The organism is Rhodovulum tesquicola (assembly GCF_024128855.1).
Taxonomy (GTDB): domain Bacteria; phylum Pseudomonadota; class Alphaproteobacteria; order Rhodobacterales; family Rhodobacteraceae; genus Rhodovulum; species Rhodovulum tesquicola.
Genome location: NZ_JAMYDV010000013.1, coordinates 60,616 through 77,704 on the forward strand (window position 1 = coordinate 60,616; position 17,089 = coordinate 77,704).

The 17,089-nt window shown below is 67.8% G+C and carries 16 protein-coding genes, 1 tRNA gene and 1 pseudogene; 10 read left to right on the forward strand and 8 right to left on the reverse strand.

Annotation, left to right across the window (positions count from 1 at the left end; genetic code table 11):
• Positions 1-22: 22 nt before the first annotated feature.
• From NHN26_RS12125 to NHN26_RS12155, 7 genes are all read right to left on the reverse strand, one after another.
• The gene (locus NHN26_RS12125; RefSeq protein ID WP_253089691.1) at positions 23-508 is read right to left on the reverse strand and encodes an RNA pyrophosphohydrolase; all 486 of its coding nucleotides are present in this window, start codon (positions 506-508) and stop codon (positions 23-25) included.
• Between the two features lie 42 nt (positions 509-550).
• Positions 551-1,882, reverse strand: a complete 1,332-nt coding sequence (locus tag NHN26_RS12130; RefSeq protein ID WP_253089674.1) for a S41 family peptidase — start codon at positions 1,880-1,882, stop codon at positions 551-553.
• Positions 1,883-1,889: 7 nt separating this feature from the next.
• Entirely contained in the window at positions 1,890-3,005 is a 1,116-nt protein-coding gene (locus NHN26_RS12135; RefSeq protein WP_253089675.1) for a murein hydrolase activator EnvC family protein, read from the reverse strand.
• A gap of 20 nt (positions 3,006-3,025) precedes the next feature.
• Positions 3,026-4,546: a 2,3-bisphosphoglycerate-independent phosphoglycerate mutase gene (gpmI, locus tag NHN26_RS12140; RefSeq protein WP_253089676.1), complete on the reverse strand. Its 1,521-nt coding sequence runs from the start codon at positions 4,544-4,546 to the stop codon at positions 3,026-3,028.
• A gap of 138 nt (positions 4,547-4,684) precedes the next feature.
• The gene (rlmH, locus tag NHN26_RS12145; protein WP_253089677.1) at positions 4,685-5,155 is read right to left on the reverse strand and encodes a 23S rRNA (pseudouridine(1915)-N(3))-methyltransferase RlmH; all 471 of its coding nucleotides are present in this window, start codon (positions 5,153-5,155) and stop codon (positions 4,685-4,687) included.
• Positions 5,156-5,521, reverse strand: coding sequence for a ribosome silencing factor (gene rsfS / locus NHN26_RS12150; protein ID WP_132696391.1), 366 nt, complete (start codon positions 5,519-5,521; stop codon positions 5,156-5,158). It abuts the gene before it with no gap.
• Positions 5,522-5,678: 157 nt separating this feature from the next.
• Positions 5,679-6,257, reverse strand: coding sequence for an SOUL family heme-binding protein (locus tag NHN26_RS12155; RefSeq protein WP_253089678.1), 579 nt, complete (start codon positions 6,255-6,257; stop codon positions 5,679-5,681).
• Positions 6,258-6,286: 29 nt separating this feature from the next.
• Between NHN26_RS12155 and NHN26_RS12160 the strand changes: the two genes are divergently transcribed.
• The 7 genes from NHN26_RS12160 (at position 6,287) to NHN26_RS12190 (ending at position 11,988) form a co-directional block, all read left to right on the forward strand.
• The gene (locus NHN26_RS12160) at positions 6,287-6,448 is read left to right on the forward strand and encodes a hypothetical protein (RefSeq protein WP_165899281.1); all 162 of its coding nucleotides are present in this window, start codon (positions 6,287-6,289) and stop codon (positions 6,446-6,448) included.
• 54 nt (positions 6,449-6,502) lie between these two features.
• Positions 6,503-7,921 (forward strand): 3-isopropylmalate dehydratase large subunit, encoded by a 1,419-nt coding sequence (gene leuC / locus NHN26_RS12165; RefSeq protein ID WP_253089679.1) that lies wholly within the window; start codon positions 6,503-6,505, stop codon positions 7,919-7,921.
• Positions 7,922-7,933: 12 nt separating this feature from the next.
• Positions 7,934-8,539 carry a 3-isopropylmalate dehydratase small subunit gene (gene leuD, locus NHN26_RS12170; protein WP_253089680.1) on the forward strand — a complete coding sequence of 202 codons (606 nt, stop codon included), beginning with the start codon at positions 7,934-7,936 and terminating at the stop codon, positions 8,537-8,539.
• 2 nt (positions 8,540-8,541) lie between these two features.
• Positions 8,542-9,675 carry an endonuclease/exonuclease/phosphatase family protein gene (locus NHN26_RS12175; RefSeq protein ID WP_253089681.1) on the forward strand — a complete coding sequence of 378 codons (1,134 nt, stop codon included), beginning with the start codon at positions 8,542-8,544 and terminating at the stop codon, positions 9,673-9,675.
• 59 nt (positions 9,676-9,734) lie between these two features.
• Positions 9,735-10,838, forward strand: a complete 1,104-nt coding sequence (gene leuB / locus NHN26_RS12180; RefSeq protein ID WP_253089682.1) for a 3-isopropylmalate dehydrogenase — start codon at positions 9,735-9,737, stop codon at positions 10,836-10,838.
• Between the two features lie 81 nt (positions 10,839-10,919).
• A complete protein-coding gene (locus NHN26_RS12185) occupies positions 10,920-11,867 on the forward strand; it encodes a DMT family transporter (RefSeq protein ID WP_253089683.1) in 948 nt (315 codons plus the stop codon).
• A gap of 44 nt (positions 11,868-11,911) precedes the next feature.
• A tRNA-Pro gene (locus tag NHN26_RS12190) sits at positions 11,912-11,988 on the forward strand.
• A gap of 1,182 nt (positions 11,989-13,170) precedes the next feature.
• Here NHN26_RS12190 and NHN26_RS12195 read toward each other — a convergent pair.
• Entirely contained in the window at positions 13,171-13,767 is a 597-nt protein-coding gene (locus tag NHN26_RS12195; RefSeq protein WP_253089684.1) for a MarR family transcriptional regulator, read from the reverse strand.
• Positions 13,768-14,221: 454 nt separating this feature from the next.
• On the opposite strand from NHN26_RS12195, the gene NHN26_RS12200 reads away from it, so the two are divergent.
• The 3 genes and pseudogenes from NHN26_RS12200 to tnpC form a co-directional block, all read left to right on the forward strand.
• Positions 14,222-15,856 (forward strand): alginate export family protein, encoded by a 1,635-nt coding sequence (locus NHN26_RS12200; RefSeq protein ID WP_253089685.1) that lies wholly within the window; start codon positions 14,222-14,224, stop codon positions 15,854-15,856.
• 199 nt (positions 15,857-16,055) lie between these two features.
• Complete coding sequence (locus NHN26_RS12205; RefSeq protein WP_290442956.1) at positions 16,056-16,457, forward strand: SDR family NAD(P)-dependent oxidoreductase; 402 nt, start codon at positions 16,056-16,058, stop codon at positions 16,455-16,457.
• A pseudogene (gene tnpC, locus NHN26_RS12210) lies at positions 16,433-17,089 on the forward strand (IS66 family transposase); the annotation flags it as partial. The gene NHN26_RS12205 and the pseudogene tnpC, both read left to right, overlap by 25 nt.

Genomic DNA, 17,089 nt, shown 5'->3' on the forward strand with positions numbered 1-17,089 from the left:
CGTCCTGGGGGCAAGCTCGGGTTCAGCCTATCCGCCCGGCAAGCTCGGCAACGACGCGCTCGTAGACCGCGCGCTTGAAGGGCACGATGCTGGCCGCCAGTTGGGCGGGGTCGAGCCAGGCCCATTCCGAGAACTCGGGATGCGCGGTCGCGATGTCGATCTGGTCGTCGGTGCCGAGAAAGCGCATCAGGAACCAGAGCTGCCTCTGGCCGCGATAGCGCCCCTTCCAGATCTTGCCCATCAACTCGGGCGGCAGGTCGTACTGCACCCAGTCGGCGGTGTGGTCGATCACCTCGACCAGATCGGGCGTCACCCCGGTTTCCTCGAACAGTTCGCGCAGCGCCGCCGCCAGCGGGTCCTCGTCCCCGTCGATTCCGCCCTGTGGCATCTGCCAGGCAGGTTCGGGCCAGTCCTTGCGCTGGCCGACGAAAACGCGGCCCTCGGCATTCACCAGCATGACGCCAACACAGGGGCGATAGGGCAGCTTCTCGATTTCTTCGGGGCTCAGCATGGGCATGGCGGGCCGGCGCATGGTCCGGCCCTGTCCTTTCTAGTCGTTCGGGCCAAGCGCCGAGAGGCCCTTGAGGATGTCGATCGCATAGGCGAGCTGGTAATCCTCCTCGCGCAGCTTGGCGGCGGCCTCGGCCTTCTGCAATTCTTCCTCGGCCTGGCGGCGTTCATCCTCGGTCATGCTGTCATTGCCGAGCGCGCCGCGCAGATCGGCCTCGGACCGGCTGGGGCGGCCATTGGGCGTCTCTTCCTCGGTGACCGGGCTGCGCGGGGGCTGGGCCACGACGATGTCGGGCGACACGCCGAGCGCCTGGATCGACCGGCCCGAGGGGGTGTAGTAGCGCGAGGTCGTCAGCCGCATCGCGCTATCGCCCTTCAGCGGCATCACCGTCTGGACCGAGCCCTTGCCGAAGCTCTTGGTGCCGACCACGATGGCGCGGCGATGATCCTTGAGCGCACCGGCCACGATCTCGGAAGCCGAGGCCGAACCGCCATTGATCAGCACCACGATCGGCTTTCCGCCGGTGATGTCGCCCTTGGTGGCGTTGAAGCGGTCGCTGTCCTGCGGGTTGCGGCCACGGGTCGAGACGATCTCGCCCGCATCGAGGAAGGCGTCGGACACCTTGATCGCCTGCGGCAGCAGCCCGCCCGGGTTGTTGCGCAGATCCAGCACGACACCTTTGACATTCTCGATGCCGCCCAGTTCCTCGACCGACTTCTGCCACTCGGCCTCGAGATTGGTATAGGTCTGGTCGTTGAACGTGGTCACGCGCAGCACCACGGTATCGCCCTGAACCCGCGAACGTACCGCCGTCAGCTTGATCGTGTCACGGATGATGGTGACGTCGAAAGGCTCGGTCGCCGGGCGGACCACGGTGATGACGATCTCGCTTCCCACGGGGCCGCGCATCATCTCGACCGCCTGGTCCAGGGTCAGGCCCAGCACGCTTTCGCCGTCGACATGGGTGATGAAATCGCCCGCCTCGATCCCGGCCTCGTCGGCGGGCGTGCCGTCGATCGGCGAGACCACCTTGACGAAACCGTCCTCCTGCGTGACCTCGATGCCCAGCCCCCCGAACTCGCCCCGGGTCTGCACCTGCATGTCGTCGAAATCCTTGGGCGGCAGGTAACCCGAATGCGGATCGAGCGAGGTCAGCATCCCGTTGATCGCGGCCTCGATCAGCTTGGACTCGTCCACCTCCTCGACATATTGCGCGCGGATGCGTTCGAACACATCGCCGAAAAGGTCGAGCTGTTCGTAGACCGAGCTCTTGCGGGCGGCCTCCTGCGCGAGCAGCGGACCGGCCACCTGTGTGGCCAGGACCGCCCCGGCAATGGTGCCGCCCAGCGCGGCCAACGCGAATTTCTTCATGGCGTCCTCAATCCTTGTCGTGCGTGAACCACGGTTCGGGGTCCACCGGGCGTCCGCCCCGTCTCAGTTCCATATAAAGCGTTTCCGTGCGCAAATCGCCATCACGATTTGAGGCGCCATCCAGAAACGCCGCCGTCCGCGGATCGGCGCCGCCCATCAGTCCCACCGGGCGCCCCGCCGACAGCACCTCGCCTTCGGCTCCGTAGACCTCGGCCAACCCCGCCAGAACCAGCAGATAGCCCTCGGCGGGCTCCAGCACGATCACGTTTCCGTAGTCGAGCAGCGGCCCGCGATAGCGGATCGTCGCCGGGACCGGCGTCGTGACAAGCGCCAGCGGGCGGGTTGCCAGCACCAGACCGGGGCGCGAGATCCCGGCCGCGTCCGGTTCGTCGAAGCGGCGCAGGATGGTCGCCTCGACCGGCAGCGCCAGCCGCCCCCGGCGCAGGGCGAAATCCTCGGCCTGGCTGTCCTCGGGCGCGGTCGGTCCCTCGGCCTGGATCAGCCCGGCGGCGAAACCGTCCAGCGTGTCACTGCTTTCGACCAGCGCGCGCAGATGGTCCGCATCGGCGGCGAAGCGGCGCGGCAGGTCGCGGCGCTCGGACATCGCCTGGCTGAGTTCCGTGCGCGCCCGCTGTGCACCGGCCAGCCCCTCGGCCAGCGTCTGGGCGGCGCTTTCCTGAAGCGCGCGCATCAGCGCGATTTCTTCCACGCGGGCGCGCAGGGTATTGGCTTCGGCCTTCAGAACGGGCGTGACCTCGCCCAGCATCATGCCCGCGCGCGCGGTGCCGAGCGGCCCGGCAGGGTGCAGCAAGAGCGCCTCGGGGCTTTGCGGCATCACCGACAGCGCGCCCAGAAGCTGCGCGATCTCGGCCCGGCGGGCGTCGAGCACCAGCGCGATGGCCTGCTCGCGGATCGCCGCACGCCGCATCCCCTCGCGCAGCGCGGCAAGCCCGTCCTCATAGGCGCGGATCGTCTCGCTGAGTGCCGCGACCCGGTCGCGCGCGCCCTCGGCGTCCTGAAGCGACCGCGCCGCCGCGCGCAGCGCCTCGGCAGCGGCGCGCGCGGTTTCGGCGGGGTCGCTCTGGGCGGCGGCAGGCGCGGCGCCCGCCAGCGCTAGGATCACAAGGAGGGAGCGCGCGCGTCTCACGTCTCGATCAGGCTGGAGCCGGTCATCTCGGGCGGTTTCGGCAGGCCCATCAGGTCCAGCACCGTGGGCGCCAGATCGGCCAGCCGCCCCTCGCGCAGACGCGCGCCTTCTGGGCCGCCCACAAGGATCACGGGCACCGGGTTCAGCGTATGCGCGGTATGCGGCCCGCCGGTCTCGGGATCGCGCATCATCTCGCAATTGCCGTGATCGGCGGTGACGATCATCGCGCCGCCCGCCTGCTCCAGCGCCGCGATGGCCCGGCCAAGGCCGCGATCGACCGCCTCGCAGGCCCGGATCGCGGCGTCCAGAATGCCGGTATGTCCGACCATGTCGGGATTCGCGTAGTTCACCACGATCAGATCGTAGCCCTTGCCGATGGCCGCGACCAGCGCATCGGTGACGGCCTCGGCGCTCATCTCGGGTTGCAGATCATAGGTTGCCACCTGCGGCGAGGGCGGCATGAAGCGGTCCTCGCCCGGCTCGGGCACTTCCTTGCCGCCGTTCAGGAAGAAGGTGACATGGGGGTATTTCTCGGTTTCGGCCAGGCGGAACTGGCGCAGCCCGTGCCGCGCCACCCAGGCGCCCAGCGTGTTGACGATCTCGCGGGCGGGGAAGACCGTGGTCATCCAGTCGTTATGCGCGTCGGAATATTCCACCATGCCGAGGATCGCGGAAAGCCGCGGACGGCGGCCCGTCTCGAAGGCGTCGAAGCCCGGATCGGCAAAGGCGCGCAGGATCTCGCGGGCGCGGTCGGCACGGAAATTCAGGCAGAACAGCCCGTCGCCATCCGTGATTCCGGGCGCATCGGCGATCACGGTGGGTTCGATGAACTCGTCTGTCTCGCCCCGATCATAGGCAGCGGTGACCGCGGCTTCGGGCGTGTCCGCCGCCTCGCCCAGCCCGCTTGCCATGGCGTGATAGGCCAGTTGCACCCTGCCCCAGCGGTTGTCGCGGTCCATCGCGTAATAGCGGCCGATCACGCTGGCGACATGGGCACCCTCGGGCAGGCCCGAAACCAGCTCGGCGATGAAGCGGTCGGCGGATTTCGGGGCCACGTCGCGCCCGTCGGTCAGCGCGTGGATCGCGACCGGAACGCCCGCCGCCGCGATCGCGCGCGCCGCGGCTAGGATGTGGCGGATATGGCCGTGCACGCCGCCATCCGACACCAGGCCGATCAGATGCGCGGTGCCGCCCGCCGCCTTGACCCGCGCGATGAAGTTGCGCAGCGCCGCATTCTCGAAAAAGCTGCCATCCTCGATGGCAAGGTCGATCTGGCCCAGATCCATCGCCACCACGCGCCCGGCGCCGATATTGGTATGCCCCACCTCGGAATTGCCCATCTGCCCCGAGGGTAGCCCGGCATCGGGGCCGTGGGTGATCAGCCGCGCATGCGGGCAGGTCGCCATCAGCCGGTCGAAATTGGGCGTGGCGCCCAGTTCGGGGGCGTTGTCCTCGCGCGTGGGGCCGATGCCCCAGCCATCGAGGATGCACAGGATCACGGGTTTCGGCGCGGTCATGGGCAGGGGCCTTTCACGGTTCGGCCCCTTCTAGGCGCGGAGGCGGGGAAGGACAACCGGAGCCGCGAGGGGTGCGGCCCTCTGTGCCGGCTCCATTCGTGGCGCGCTCCGCGGGGGATATTTCTGGCCAGAAGAAGCTCAGATCCGGTGATAGGGGGTGCCTGCGAGGATCTGGGCGGCGCGGTAGAGCTGTTCGGCCAGCATCGCGCGGGCCAGCATGTGCGGCCAGACCATCGGCCCGAAGGACAGCGCGGTGTCGGCCCGGGCGCGCAGGGCGGGGTCTAGCCCGTCGGCGCCGCCGATCAGGAAGGCGGCGGCGGAGCGGCCCGAATCGCGCCAGCGGGCCAGGAGCGCGGCGAAATCCGGCGAGGACAGCATCTGGCCGCGTTCATCGAGCGCGCAGAGCGCCGCGCCCTCGGGCAGCGCGCGCGCCAGAAGCGCTGCCTCGGCGGCGGGGCCGCCGCCCTTGCGGTCCTCGATTTCGGTTACGGTCAGCGGGCCGAGGCCCAGCGCGCGGCCGGTCCGGTCGAACCGGGCCGCGTAATCGTCGACCAGCGCGCGCTCGGGGCCGGAGCGCAGCCGGCCCACCGCGCAGAGATGGAGTCGCATTCAGGCCCGTGCGGCGGGCACGCCTGCGGGCAGCCACATCTTCTCGAGCTGGTAGAACTCGCGCACTTCGGGGCGGAAGACATGGACGATCACGTCGCCGGTGTCGATCAGGACCCAGTCGCCCTGGTCCTTGCCCTCGAGCTTGGAGTTGCGGCCGAGATCCTGCTTGAGCCGGTCCTTGAGCTTTTCCGAGATCGCGGCGACCTGGCGGGTGGAGCGGCCCGAGCAGATTACCATGTAATCGGCGATGCTCGACTTGCCGCGCAGGTCGATCGTGATCACGTCTTCGGCCTTGTCGTCGGAAAGGGAGGCGAGGATATGGTCCAGCAGTTCTTCGCTCGACATATCTGGAACCCGGCCGGTCATGGCGGGATTCGGCGCGGCCGCCTCGCGGGCCGCTTCGAGATGGTGGGACAGGACATCGTCCTCCTACGCTGCGCGCCGTCCATGCCCCGGCGCCGGGCCTGGTGCCAATCTAGCATCGGAAAGGTGAAATCTCAATGATCGCCGCATGTCGCAGGCTCTATCGGGCAAGCACCAGCCCGATTTCGTTGCGTCGGCTCCAGGGCGGCGTGAACGGGCCGTCGTAGAACATCAGCCGCGGCGCACCCACGGTCGCGAGTCCCCGTTCGGCCGCATGGGCGCGCAGGGCCGCCTCGGCGGAGGAAAGCCGTGCCGGGGTCGGGCGGCCGGAAAACCGGGTGACGAGCATGCGCTCGGCGGGCAGGCGGCGCAGCGCCACATGGGCGCTTTCGGGGGCGGGCAGGCTGTCGATATTCGCGCCCTCGGGCATGAAGAAGCGCAGCGTCCAGCCCCGGTCGGTCCGGGTCTGGTCGACCGGAACGGTCATGGCGATCTTGTCCTGCGCGGCGTTCTCGCCGGTGATGTAGTCGAAGAGTTCGACGAAGCCGCGTCTCGCGGCGGCGGGGCGCTCGCCTTGGACGGTCACCTCGGCCACCGTGCGGGGCGGGTAGCTGCGGATCTCGATCCCATCCGCTTCCTGTTCGACGGTATGGGGCACCTCGGGCGTGCCGCGCCAGGTCTCGGCCAGCCCGGCAACCGGGGCCGCGGCGACAGCGAGGGCAAAGAGCAGCGGGCGCATCGGCGGGTCTCCATCCTTGTCGTGCCAAGATGGGCGCGGCCGGGGTTCCGCGCAAGGCGGGCCTGCCCTTGATCGGCGGCGCGGAACGGCGTATCTGGTCGGGCATGAAACGCATCTTCGACATGGACGACCGCGCGCGCCTGCCCTGGCGGTTCTATGGCGCGGCCCATTCCGTGCTGGCCCGCCCCTGAGCCGGGCCGTCATCCCGTTTCGCCATTTCCGAACGAATAGCCGCGGAGAGTTCCATGACCGGCAAGACGCTTTACGACAAGATCTGGGATGCCCACCTGGTCGACCAGGCCGAGGACGGCACCTGCCTTCTCTATATCGACCGTCACCTCGTGCATGAGGTCACGAGCCCCCAGGCCTTCGAGGGGCTGCGCATGTCGGGCCGCAAGGTGCATGCGCCCGACAAGACCATCGCGGTGCCCGACCATAACGTGCCCACCACCGAAGGCCGCGAGAACACCGCCAACATGACCGAGGAATCCCGCATCCAGGTCGAGGCACTGGACCGCAACGCGCGCGAGTTCGGCATCCATTACTACCCCGTGACCGACATCCGGCAGGGCATCGTGCACATCGTCGGCCCGGAACAGGGCTGGACGCTGCCGGGCATGACGGTGGTCTGCGGCGACAGCCACACCGCCACCCACGGCGCCTTTGGCGCGCTGGCGCACGGGATCGGGACCTCCGAGGTGGAGCATGTGCTGGCCACCCAGACCCTGATCCAGAAGAAATCGAAGAACATGAAGGTCGAGATCACGGGGCAATTGCCGCCCTATGTGACAGCCAAGGACATCACGCTGGCGGTGATCGGCCTGACCGGCACCGCGGGCGGCACGGGCTATGTGATCGAGTATTGCGGGCAGGCGATCCGCGATCTGTCGATGGAAGGCCGGATGACCGTCTGCAACATGGCGATCGAGGGCGGCGCGCGGGCGGGGCTGATCGCGCCCGACGAAAAGACCTTTGCCTATGTCATGGGCCGGCCCCATGCGCCCAAGGGCGCGCAATGGGAAGCCGCGCTGTCGTGGTGGAAGACGCTGAAATCCGACGACGACGCCCATTGGGACAAGGTCGTGACGATCCGCGCCGAGGATATCGCGCCCGTCGTGACCTGGGGCACCAGCCCCGAGGACGTGCTGCCGATCACCGGCCAGGTGCCGGACCCTTCGGAGTTCCAGGGTGGCAAGGTCGAGGCTGCGCGCCGCTCGCTCGACTACATGGGCCTGACGCCGGGGATGAAGCTGACCGATATCAAGGTGGATGCGGTCTTCATCGGGTCCTGCACCAATGGCCGGATCGAGGATCTGCGCGCCGCGGCCGACATCCTGCGCGGCCGGAAGCTGGCCCCGGGGGTGCGCGGCATGGTGGTGCCGGGCTCGGGTCTGGTGCGCGCGCAGGCCGAGGAGGAGGGGCTGGATACCGTCTTCAAGCAGGCCGGTTTCGAATGGCGCCTTGCGGGCTGTTCGATGTGCCTCGGCATGAACCCCGACCAGCTTGCCCCCGGCGAGCGCTGCGCCGCCACCTCGAACCGCAATTTCGAGGGCCGCATGGGCCGCGGCGGCCGCACCCACCTGATGAGCCCGGTCATGGCGGCCGCAGCGGCGGTGACGGGGCATCTGACGGATGTGCGTGAATTCGTGGCGGAAACGGTCTGAGGAGACGCAACCATGGACAAGTTCGAGAAACTCACCGGCATCGCCGCGCCGCTGCCCTTGGTCAATGTCGATACCGACATGATCATCCCCAAGCAGTTCCTCAAGACGATCAAGCGCACGGGGCTGGGGGTGAACCTTTTCGACGAGATGCGCTATGACGAACAGGGCAACGAGATCGCGGATTTCGTGCTGAACCAGCCAGCCTACCGGCAGGCGGAGATACTGATCGCGGGCGAGAATTTCGGCTGCGGCTCGTCGCGCGAACATGCGCCCTGGGCGATCAGGGATTTCGGCATCCGCTGCATCGTGGCGCCCGGTTTCGCCGATATCTTCTTCAACAACTGCTTCAAGAACGGCATCCTTCCGGTGGTTCTGCCGCAGGAGCAGGTCGACATCCTGATGAAGGATGCCGAGAAGGGGGCGAATGCGCGGATGATCGTCGATCTGGAAACCCAGACGATCACCACGTCGGACGGGGTCGAGATCGGTTTCGATGTCGATCCGTTCCGCAAGCATTGCCTGCTCGAAGGGCTGGACGATATCGGTCTGACGCTGGAAAAGGCCCCCGCCATCGCCGGGTTCGAGGCGCGGATGGCGCAGGAACGGCCCTGGATCTGAGCATGACCCCGGCCGCCCTGCTTCGGGTGGCGGCCGGGCTGGCCGTGGCGCTGTGGCTTGCTGTCGGGATGGCGGCAGCGGCCGATCTGCGCGTCGCGGCCTATAGCTCGGGGCTTGCGCGCAAGGGGCCGGGGCTGTTGCTGGCCGATATCGCGGGCGGCAAGGACCCGCAGGTTGCCGCGGTGGTCGAGGTGATCGCCGCCACGCGCCCCGACATCCTGCTTCTGCTCGATTTCGACTATGACATGGACCTGCTGGCCATGCGGGCGCTGGCCGACAGGCTGCGCGCCCGCGATCTGGATTATCCGCATCTTTTCGCGCTGAAGCCCAATACCGGCATGCGCAGCGGGCTCGATTTGGATGGCGACGGGCGGCGGGGCGGGCCGCGCGATGCGCAGGGGTTCGGCTATTTCCCCGGACAGGGCGGCATGGCGCTGTTCTCGCGCTACCCGGTCGAGGCCGGGCGCGTGCGCGATTTCTCGGACCTTCCGTGGCGCGACCTGCCCGGCGCGAGCCTGCCCGTGGTGGACGGCCAGCCCTTCCCCTCGGCCGAGGCGCAGGCGGTGCAGCGGCTTTCGACCACCGGGCATTGGGACGTGCCGGTGCGGGTGGGTGGGACCGTGCTGCACCTGTTGGCCTTTCACGCCACGCCGCCCGTTTTCGACGGGGCCGAGGATCGCAACGGGCTGCGCAATCGCGACGAGTTGCGGCTGTGGACGCTGTATCTTGACGGCGCGCTGCCCGGCGCCCCCCCGCCCGATGCGCCTTTCGTGGTGCTGGGCGATGCCAATCTCGACCCCCATGACGGCGATGGCCGGTCCGAGGCGATGCGCGCCTTCCTTGCCGATCCGCGGCTGGCCGATCCGATGCCCCGGTTCGAGGGCGGCGCCCTTGCCGCGGCGGTTCAGGGCGGCGTCAACGCGACCCACCGCGGCGATCCCGCGCTGGATACCGCCGATTGGGACGATACCCCGCCCGATGGTCCCGGCAATCTGAGGGTGGATTACGTTCTGCCCTCGGCCGATCTGGCCGTGACCGGGGCCGGGGTCTTCTGGCCCGCCGAGGGGCCGATGGCCGAGACCGTCGCGGCCGCCTCGCGCCACCGGCTGGTCTGGGTCGACCTCCGCCTGCCTTGACCCGGCGGGGGCCAGCGGCTACGCCGCATCCCGACCCTTCAGGACAAGGACAGGCCCACATGACGAACACCCTTCTGATCCTGCCCGGCGACGGCATCGGCCCCGAGGTGATGGCCGAGGTCACGCGCATCATCGACTGGTTCGGCGCGCGTCGCGGGCTGAAATTCGACGTGTCCGAGGATCTGGTGGGCGGCGCGGCCTATGACGTGCATGGCGTGCCGCTGGCCGATGCCACGATGGCCAGGGCGCAACAGGTCGATGCGGTGCTGTTGGGCGCCGTGGGCGGGCCGAAATACGACAGCCTCGATTTCAGCGTGAAACCCGAGCGGGGCCTGTTGCGCCTGCGCAAGGAGATGGACCTGTTCGCCAACCTGCGCCCCGCGCAATGCTTCGACGCGCTGGCCGACTTCTCGTCGCTGAAACGCGACGTGGTGGCCGGGCTCGACATCATGATCGTGCGGGAACTGACCTCGGGCGTCTATTTCGGCGAACCCCGCGGCATCTTCGAGGAGAACGGCCAGCGGGTGGGCATCAACACCCAGCGCTACACCGAGTCGGAGATCGACCGGGTGGCGCGGGCGGCCTTTGAACTCGCACGCAAGCGAAACAACAAGGTCTGCTCGATGGAGAAGGCCAATGTCATGGAATCGGGCATCCTCTGGCGCGAGGTGGTGCAGCGCGTCCACGATGCGGATTACCCGGATGTCGAGCTTTCCCACATGTATGCCGACGCGGGCGGCATGCAGCTGTGCCGCTGGCCCAAGCAGTTCGACGTGATCGTGACCGACAACCTGTTCGGCGACCTGCTGTCCGATGTCGCCGCGATGCTGACCGGCTCGCTGGGGATGCTGCCCTCGGCCTCGCTGGGGGCACCGATGGCGAATGGCCGACCCAAGGCGCTGTACGAGCCCGTGCATGGCAGCGCGCCCGACATCGCGGGGCAGGGCAAGGCCAATCCCTGCGCCTGCATCCTCAGCTTCGCCATGGCGCTGCGCTATTCCTTCGATCAGGGCGACGAGGCGACCCGGCTGGAACAGGCCGTGGAAAAGGTGCTGGCAGACGGTGTGCGCACCGCCGACCTGATGCAGGCCGAGGGCGCCACCCCGGTCAGCACAAGCGGCATGGGTGACGCGATCCTGGCTGCGCTTGACGCAAGCCTCTAGGCACCCTTGCGGCGCGCCGGGGCTTGCCAGCGCGCCGCGATCGGGAAAGGCTCGTCCGGTCCCTGGGCGAGAATCGGTCCGATGAACCCTGCCAATATCCGCGGCGCGGGCCTTGCGCTGGCCGGTTTCGCCGTCTTCTCGCTGCATGATGCGGTGGTCAAGGCGCTGGGCGCCCATTACCACGCGATCCAGATCGTGTTCTTCAGCGTGCTGATCGGCTTTCCGCTGGTGCTGCTTCTGCTGATCCGCCAGCGCGACAGCAGCCTGCGCCCGCGCCGCCCGTTCTGGACGGCGCTGCGCACCGTGGCCGTCATGGCGACCATGCTGGGCGCCTTTTACGCCTTTTCGACGATTCCCTTTGCGCAGGCCTATGCGATCATCTTCGCGACCCCCCTGATCGTCACCGCGCTGTCGGTGCCGATCCTGGGCGAACGGGTGGGGCCGCGGCGCTGGGCGGCGGTGGTGCTGGGGCTGATCGGCGTGCTGATCGTGCTGCGGCCCGGGGCGGATGCGGGGCTTGGCCCGGGCCATCTTGCCGCGCTGGTCGCGGCGGGGTCGGGCGCGCTGGTTGCGGTCATCATGCGCAAGATCGGCAACGAGGAACGCAGCGCGGTGCTGCTGCTCTATCCGATGCTGGCCAATGCCGCGGTGATGGGCTGCCTTCTGCCCTTCGTCTACCAGCCGATGCCGATTGCGCATCTGGGCGGCATGGGGCTTGTGGCGCTGGGCGCGCTGGGCGGGATGCTGCTGATGATCTTGGCTTATCGCGCGGGCGAGGCGGGCGCGGTCGCGCCGATGCAGTATTCCCAGATGCTCTGGGCGGTGGGTCTGGGCATGCTGCTGTTCGACGAGACGCCGGATGCCGCGACGATGCTGGGCTCGGCGGTTATCGTGGCCAGCGGGCTTTTCGTCTTCCTGCGCGAGGGGCGCGGCCAGGTCTCGGTCACGCGGCCCGCGCTCCATTCCGCCGACCGCCCCGGCCTCGCCCCCGAGCACGCCGCGCATTCCGCGCCCCGGCACCCGGATTGACCCTTGCCAAAGGGAACGGCGCGCGCTAATCCGCGTCCCACGGTCGGAGTGTAGCTCAGCCTGGTAGAGCACTGTCTTCGGGAGGCAGGGGCCGGAGGTTCGAATCCTCTCACTCCGACCAATAAAATAAGGGCTTCCAACCTTCGTCCGTGGTTGTCGATGCCCTGCGCTTCTGGGACCGTCCCCAGATATTAGCTCTCCTCAATCGAAACCGGGACGCCCGGACGCCCCTTTGGCGCAGCGTGACATTGGCGGGCAAGCCGTGGCCAGGGAGGTCGAGCCGCGCCGCCCGCCCGGTCGAAGCCTGCGGGCTTGTGCGTTGCCGCGATTGTTCGCAGTTCCGAATCATCCCTCCACCTGCTGCGAGGGCGATCTTGTTCCTGGCAAGCCTGCTTCGCCTGTGTCCGAACGGAAAGCGCCCCGCCAACTGGTTGTTGGCGGGGCGCTTGCTGCAAGTACAGGCCGTTGCCGGCGGCGTTTCGTCGGCGCCCCTTACGCCCCCCGAGGTTGACGGCGGAAAGGGCATTTCCTGAAAGTCCGGATGGTGGTGCGCGTACTCGCTTTCGATCAAGTCGGCTGCCGCCCCGAAAAAGCCCGCGGCTTCCCATATGCTTACGCCGTTCTGCATTGCCCAGGTGACCTGCCCCCCGCTGGTCCTTCGTTCATAACGAGAGTCTGCGGGTTTGAGATTGGGAGTTGGACTGGTCGTTTCGGGCAAGCGCGTCGGGCGCGGAGCCATCGAAGTGCTCGAACGTCCGGCGCGCTTCGAGCGGCGGCTGGTTTCCGAGCGATTGAACCGCCCCGGGTTTGCCGGAGCGTGAGGTGGTCCCCGAAAACCGGACACCCTGTTAAGCTTGCCGCCAACGATGACAAGGACTGATGGCCTGCCGACACCAGACCCGCAGGCTGTCCGGCGAACAGCCAAGCTCAGGCGCGATCGCCCGCTACGCAGCGCCATCGCTGCGGTAATCGGCGCGGTTCTCACGAAATAGCCGAACGCCGCGCTCGCGCAGCTCGGCCGGATAGGCGGGGGTGACTCGTCTCGTCGTCATGGGGCTCATCCTTCGAGTGTCTTGCTCTCCGGCAAATCGGGGGCGGTTCAGCTTGCATCGAAGGGGGCATCCGAACATGGACGCCGATAGCCCGCCTTAGGGGGTCAATTCTGCATGCCGAAACACACCGTTATGAGCGATGCGGAACGCAACGCGCTTCTGAATTTCGAGGAACGGCCCGCATGACTGCCGCGGCGTGATCCGCAGTCTTTGGTTCACCGACCGGGCGCAGACTCGATCGCGAAATGCCATCACCGCCTGGCGTCATCGGCCAGCTTTTCGAGATCGGAAACCAGCTTTGCCACGCGAAGGCGCGCGCTCTCGTCCTGTTCCGCAAGCTCACGTCGCGCGGGCGCGGTGCCGTCCTCTCCGACCACGATACGCCAGGACCCGTCTGGTTCCTGCGTGATCCATCCCCTTTTTTCCAGAAGGGCAAGCTTGCGGCGGACCGTCTGCCGGGGGATGCCGGTCAGGTCCGCAAGGCGGGACGCGGCGATCGACATCTGCCCGGGGGAAATGGAAACGGCTTCGCCACCGGCCTGCTCGGCCTTCCGAACCTTAAGAAGCACCTGTCCGATGATGGAAAGAAGCAGCATCTGCTGGAGATCCCCGCGGAAGAACCGACTGAGATCCACCAATTGCCCCGTGAAGAATTCGACGAAACAGTACTGGTAGGCGACGAAATCATCCGCGAACCGATCGGCCAGAAACTCGGTTCGCCGTTTGCGGTCGACCCGGGGTCGCCGAGACTGGCCCATCGCGATGTCCTCCCTGTGCGCCTGCGCGGCCGCCGGAAAATCTGGCGACCAAAGCCCCCGCCCGGCCGTTTGGTGGATCGTCAGTTCCATGAGGCTCAACATAATGCCGTTCCCCAACCAAGAAACCGTCGAAAAGCCGGGGATACGATCTCGTGGATGAAAAACCCCGCATGACCGGCGGGTGCCTCACGACCCTCGGATCCTTCGTCGCCTGCGAATTCGTCTCGGCGATTGCCGTGACTGTGGGGTCCGCAGGGACGCCGTCGCGTCTGCGGATCAAGGGAACGCGTCGGCGGGGTTCGTCGCACCCGATGCCGTCGAGACGCCCTGCCAAGGGGCGCCCGGCCGGGTTCAGGGCTGCCTGCTCAGATTGAGCACCCGGTCACTTCTCTCGGGGCCGTTTTGTCCTATCCTTCCGCGCAAGCAGGGGCGAGCGGACATGAAACCTCATCAACTGGCAATTTCAGGTGCAATTGCCGCATTTCTGGCGGTTTTCGGGGCTGCCACGTTCCCGGAGCGGGCATTTGCCCAGGGTGTCGCCGGCGTGGAGCCCTATACCAACCAGCGCATCGAAACGGTGCGCGTCCGCATCGCCAACCCGAGCCCCGACGCGGCGCTGAATGCCCGCGTCGAGGACAGCGTCCGGACCACGCTCCAGCTTTTTCCGGGCGAGCAGTTCTCGCAGCAGCGGCTGGATTTCCAGATCGCCCAGACGCGGCGCATCCGGGATGTGGCCGGCGTCGACTACGACATCTCCTTCGGGCGGCAGGGCGGGCTCGACATCGCCATCGACGTGACGCTGGGCGAGAGCGCGGCGGCCGAGGGGCGCGGACTCGCCTTCGGCGGGGATTTCCCGCTGATCTACGAGAAGAACGGCACCTACCTGCGCTTCAAGCTCGACATGCTCGGCCTCTACTACGCGAACAACAACGCCTGGTACGGCCAGCCCGGCGCGATGCTGGCCGGGAACCCGCTGGTCGAGGGCACCCCCGCCGGCGAGGGCTATGACGACTGGGTCGAGGCCTACCTGCACTACGGCATCTACGGGATCACGCCGCTCGCCGAGGACCTTTATTTCTATGGCGGCCTCAGCGCGATCACATCGGGTTCCAGCGGCCAGGAACTGTTCACCGACAAGACCCGCAGCTTCACGGGAATCGAGGACGCCTATGTCGGGCTGATCGGCGGTGAGACGGATGCCAGGGGCAACCGGTTTTCCTACAATCTCTCGGTCGGGCGCCAACGTTTCACGCTGGCCAACGGCTTCCTGATCGCCAACACCGCCGCGAACGGGCAGGAGCGCGCGGCGCTGCAGGCCAATGCGCGCTGGTCCTCGGATTTCCTGGCGTTGGCCCGGTTGCGCTGGAACACCACGATGCTCGAGGTCTTCTACCTCGACCCGGACGAGTTGCCGATCCTGGACACCAAGACGACCTATGCCGGCGCGAACCTCGAGTTCCAGCCGATGGCGAACCTGAATGTCGGCCTCAGCTATGTGATCGCTCCCGAATCGGACTTCACCTATTTCACCCCGCTCGGCGGCACGGCCGGAACCCGCGAGGGGCTTCGGGTCTACGACGCGCGTTTCACCTACACGCCGAACGGGCCGGGCGCTCCCGGGTTCTTTTTCGGTGGCGAATACGCGATGCAGGAGAACGCGAATTTCGACATGGACGCCCGCGCCGGCTGGGCCGAGATCGGCTACAGCTTTCCGCAGGCCAAATGGTCGCCGACGATCAGCTACCGACTTGCCCGGTTCAGCGGCGACGACCCCGACACCGACACCTACGAGCGCTGGGATCCCATGCTGTCGGGCGGCACGGGCGAACAGTGGGTGCAGGGCGCCAACCATTTCAAGGTGGTGCAGGACAGCAACGTGATCGCGCACCGCCTGCAGGCCCGGTTCCGCCCGAGCCCCAAGGTGGAGCTCGTCCCCCAGCTCTGGGCCTTCTACGCCGACAGCAAGACCAATGTCGGCGGCAACCCGGCGCTGACATTCCTCAGCGACAAGGAATACGGCTACGAGGCGAACCTGACGGCAAAATGGTTCGTCAGCCGCAACACCTACCTACACGGACACATCGCCTATACCTGGCCCGGCGACGGCACCAAGGCGGCGCTCGGCGGCAATGCAGATGGCTGGCTCAGCGCAATGCTCTTCGTGCGCTACGCGTTCTGAGCGCCACGCGGGAGACGACGACATGCGACGCAGGGACATGCTGAAGGGGATCGGCGGCGCAGCCGCCGTCGGCGGGGTCGCGGCGACGCCGGTGGCGGCCCAGGCCGAGAGCCAGTCCCTGCCGCCCGACCTGGGGCCCTACGGCGAACCGTGGGCGCCCGCGGACCCCGACGTTCCCGGCCGGCGCGGCATCGCGCCGATGCCGGACGACTATTTCACGCCGAACCGCTTTGCCGGAAAGACGGTGATCGTCACCGGCTGCGCCCGCGGCATGGGCCGGGGCGCGGCCTGGCGGCTGGCGCGCGCGGGCGCGAACGTGGTCGGGGTCGACTGGCTGGAGGACCAGGGCCGGGCGACGATGGACGAGATCGCCGCGGCGGGCCACGACGTCCGGTTCGTCGCCGGTGACGTTTCCCGGGACGAGACCTGCGCGCGCATGGTCGAGACGGCCGTCGAGGCCTTCGGCGGCGTCGACGCCGCGCTCAACAACGCGGGCGTCATGGATGGCGTCTTCTCGGGCGAGCCGATCGACTACGCGGCGCAGCGCGACCTGGTCTTCGCCCCGGTCCACGAGGCCAGGCGCCCGCGCCGGCGCGGCTGATCGAGGGCGGGCTGCCGACCGAGGCGTTCATCGCTCATGTGCTGGTCAGCAAATACGCGGACCATCTGCCCTTGTATCGCCAGAGCCAGATCCTGGCGCGCGGTGGGATCGACATTCATCGCTCGACCCTCGCGGACTGGGTGGGGGTCGCGAGCTTCCACCTGAAACCGGTCGTGGACCGGCTGGCCGAACATCTGAAACGGTCGACCAAACTCTTCATGGACGAGACCACAGCGCCGGTGCTGGACCCGGGGAAGGGAAAGACGAAAACCGGCTATCTCTGGGCGCTGGCCCGCGACGATCGATCATGGGGCGGGGACGATCCGCCTGGGGTGGTCTACTTCTACGCCCCCGGCCGCCACGGCCAGAACGCCGAGACCTTCCTGACCGGCTTCGACGGCATCCTGCAGATCGACGGATATCCGGGCTATAACCGGCTGACCAGGCCGTCCCGGAAAGGCGGCGATCCGATCACCGTGGCGCATTGCTGGGCCCATGCGCGGCGCAAGCTGAAAGAGGTCTTCGACCGCGACGGGTCCGAGATCGCCGCCGAGGGCCTGCGTCGGATCGCCGAACTCTATGCCGTCGAGAAAGACATCCGCGGTTGCGCCCCCGGCCAGCGCCTGTCGAGA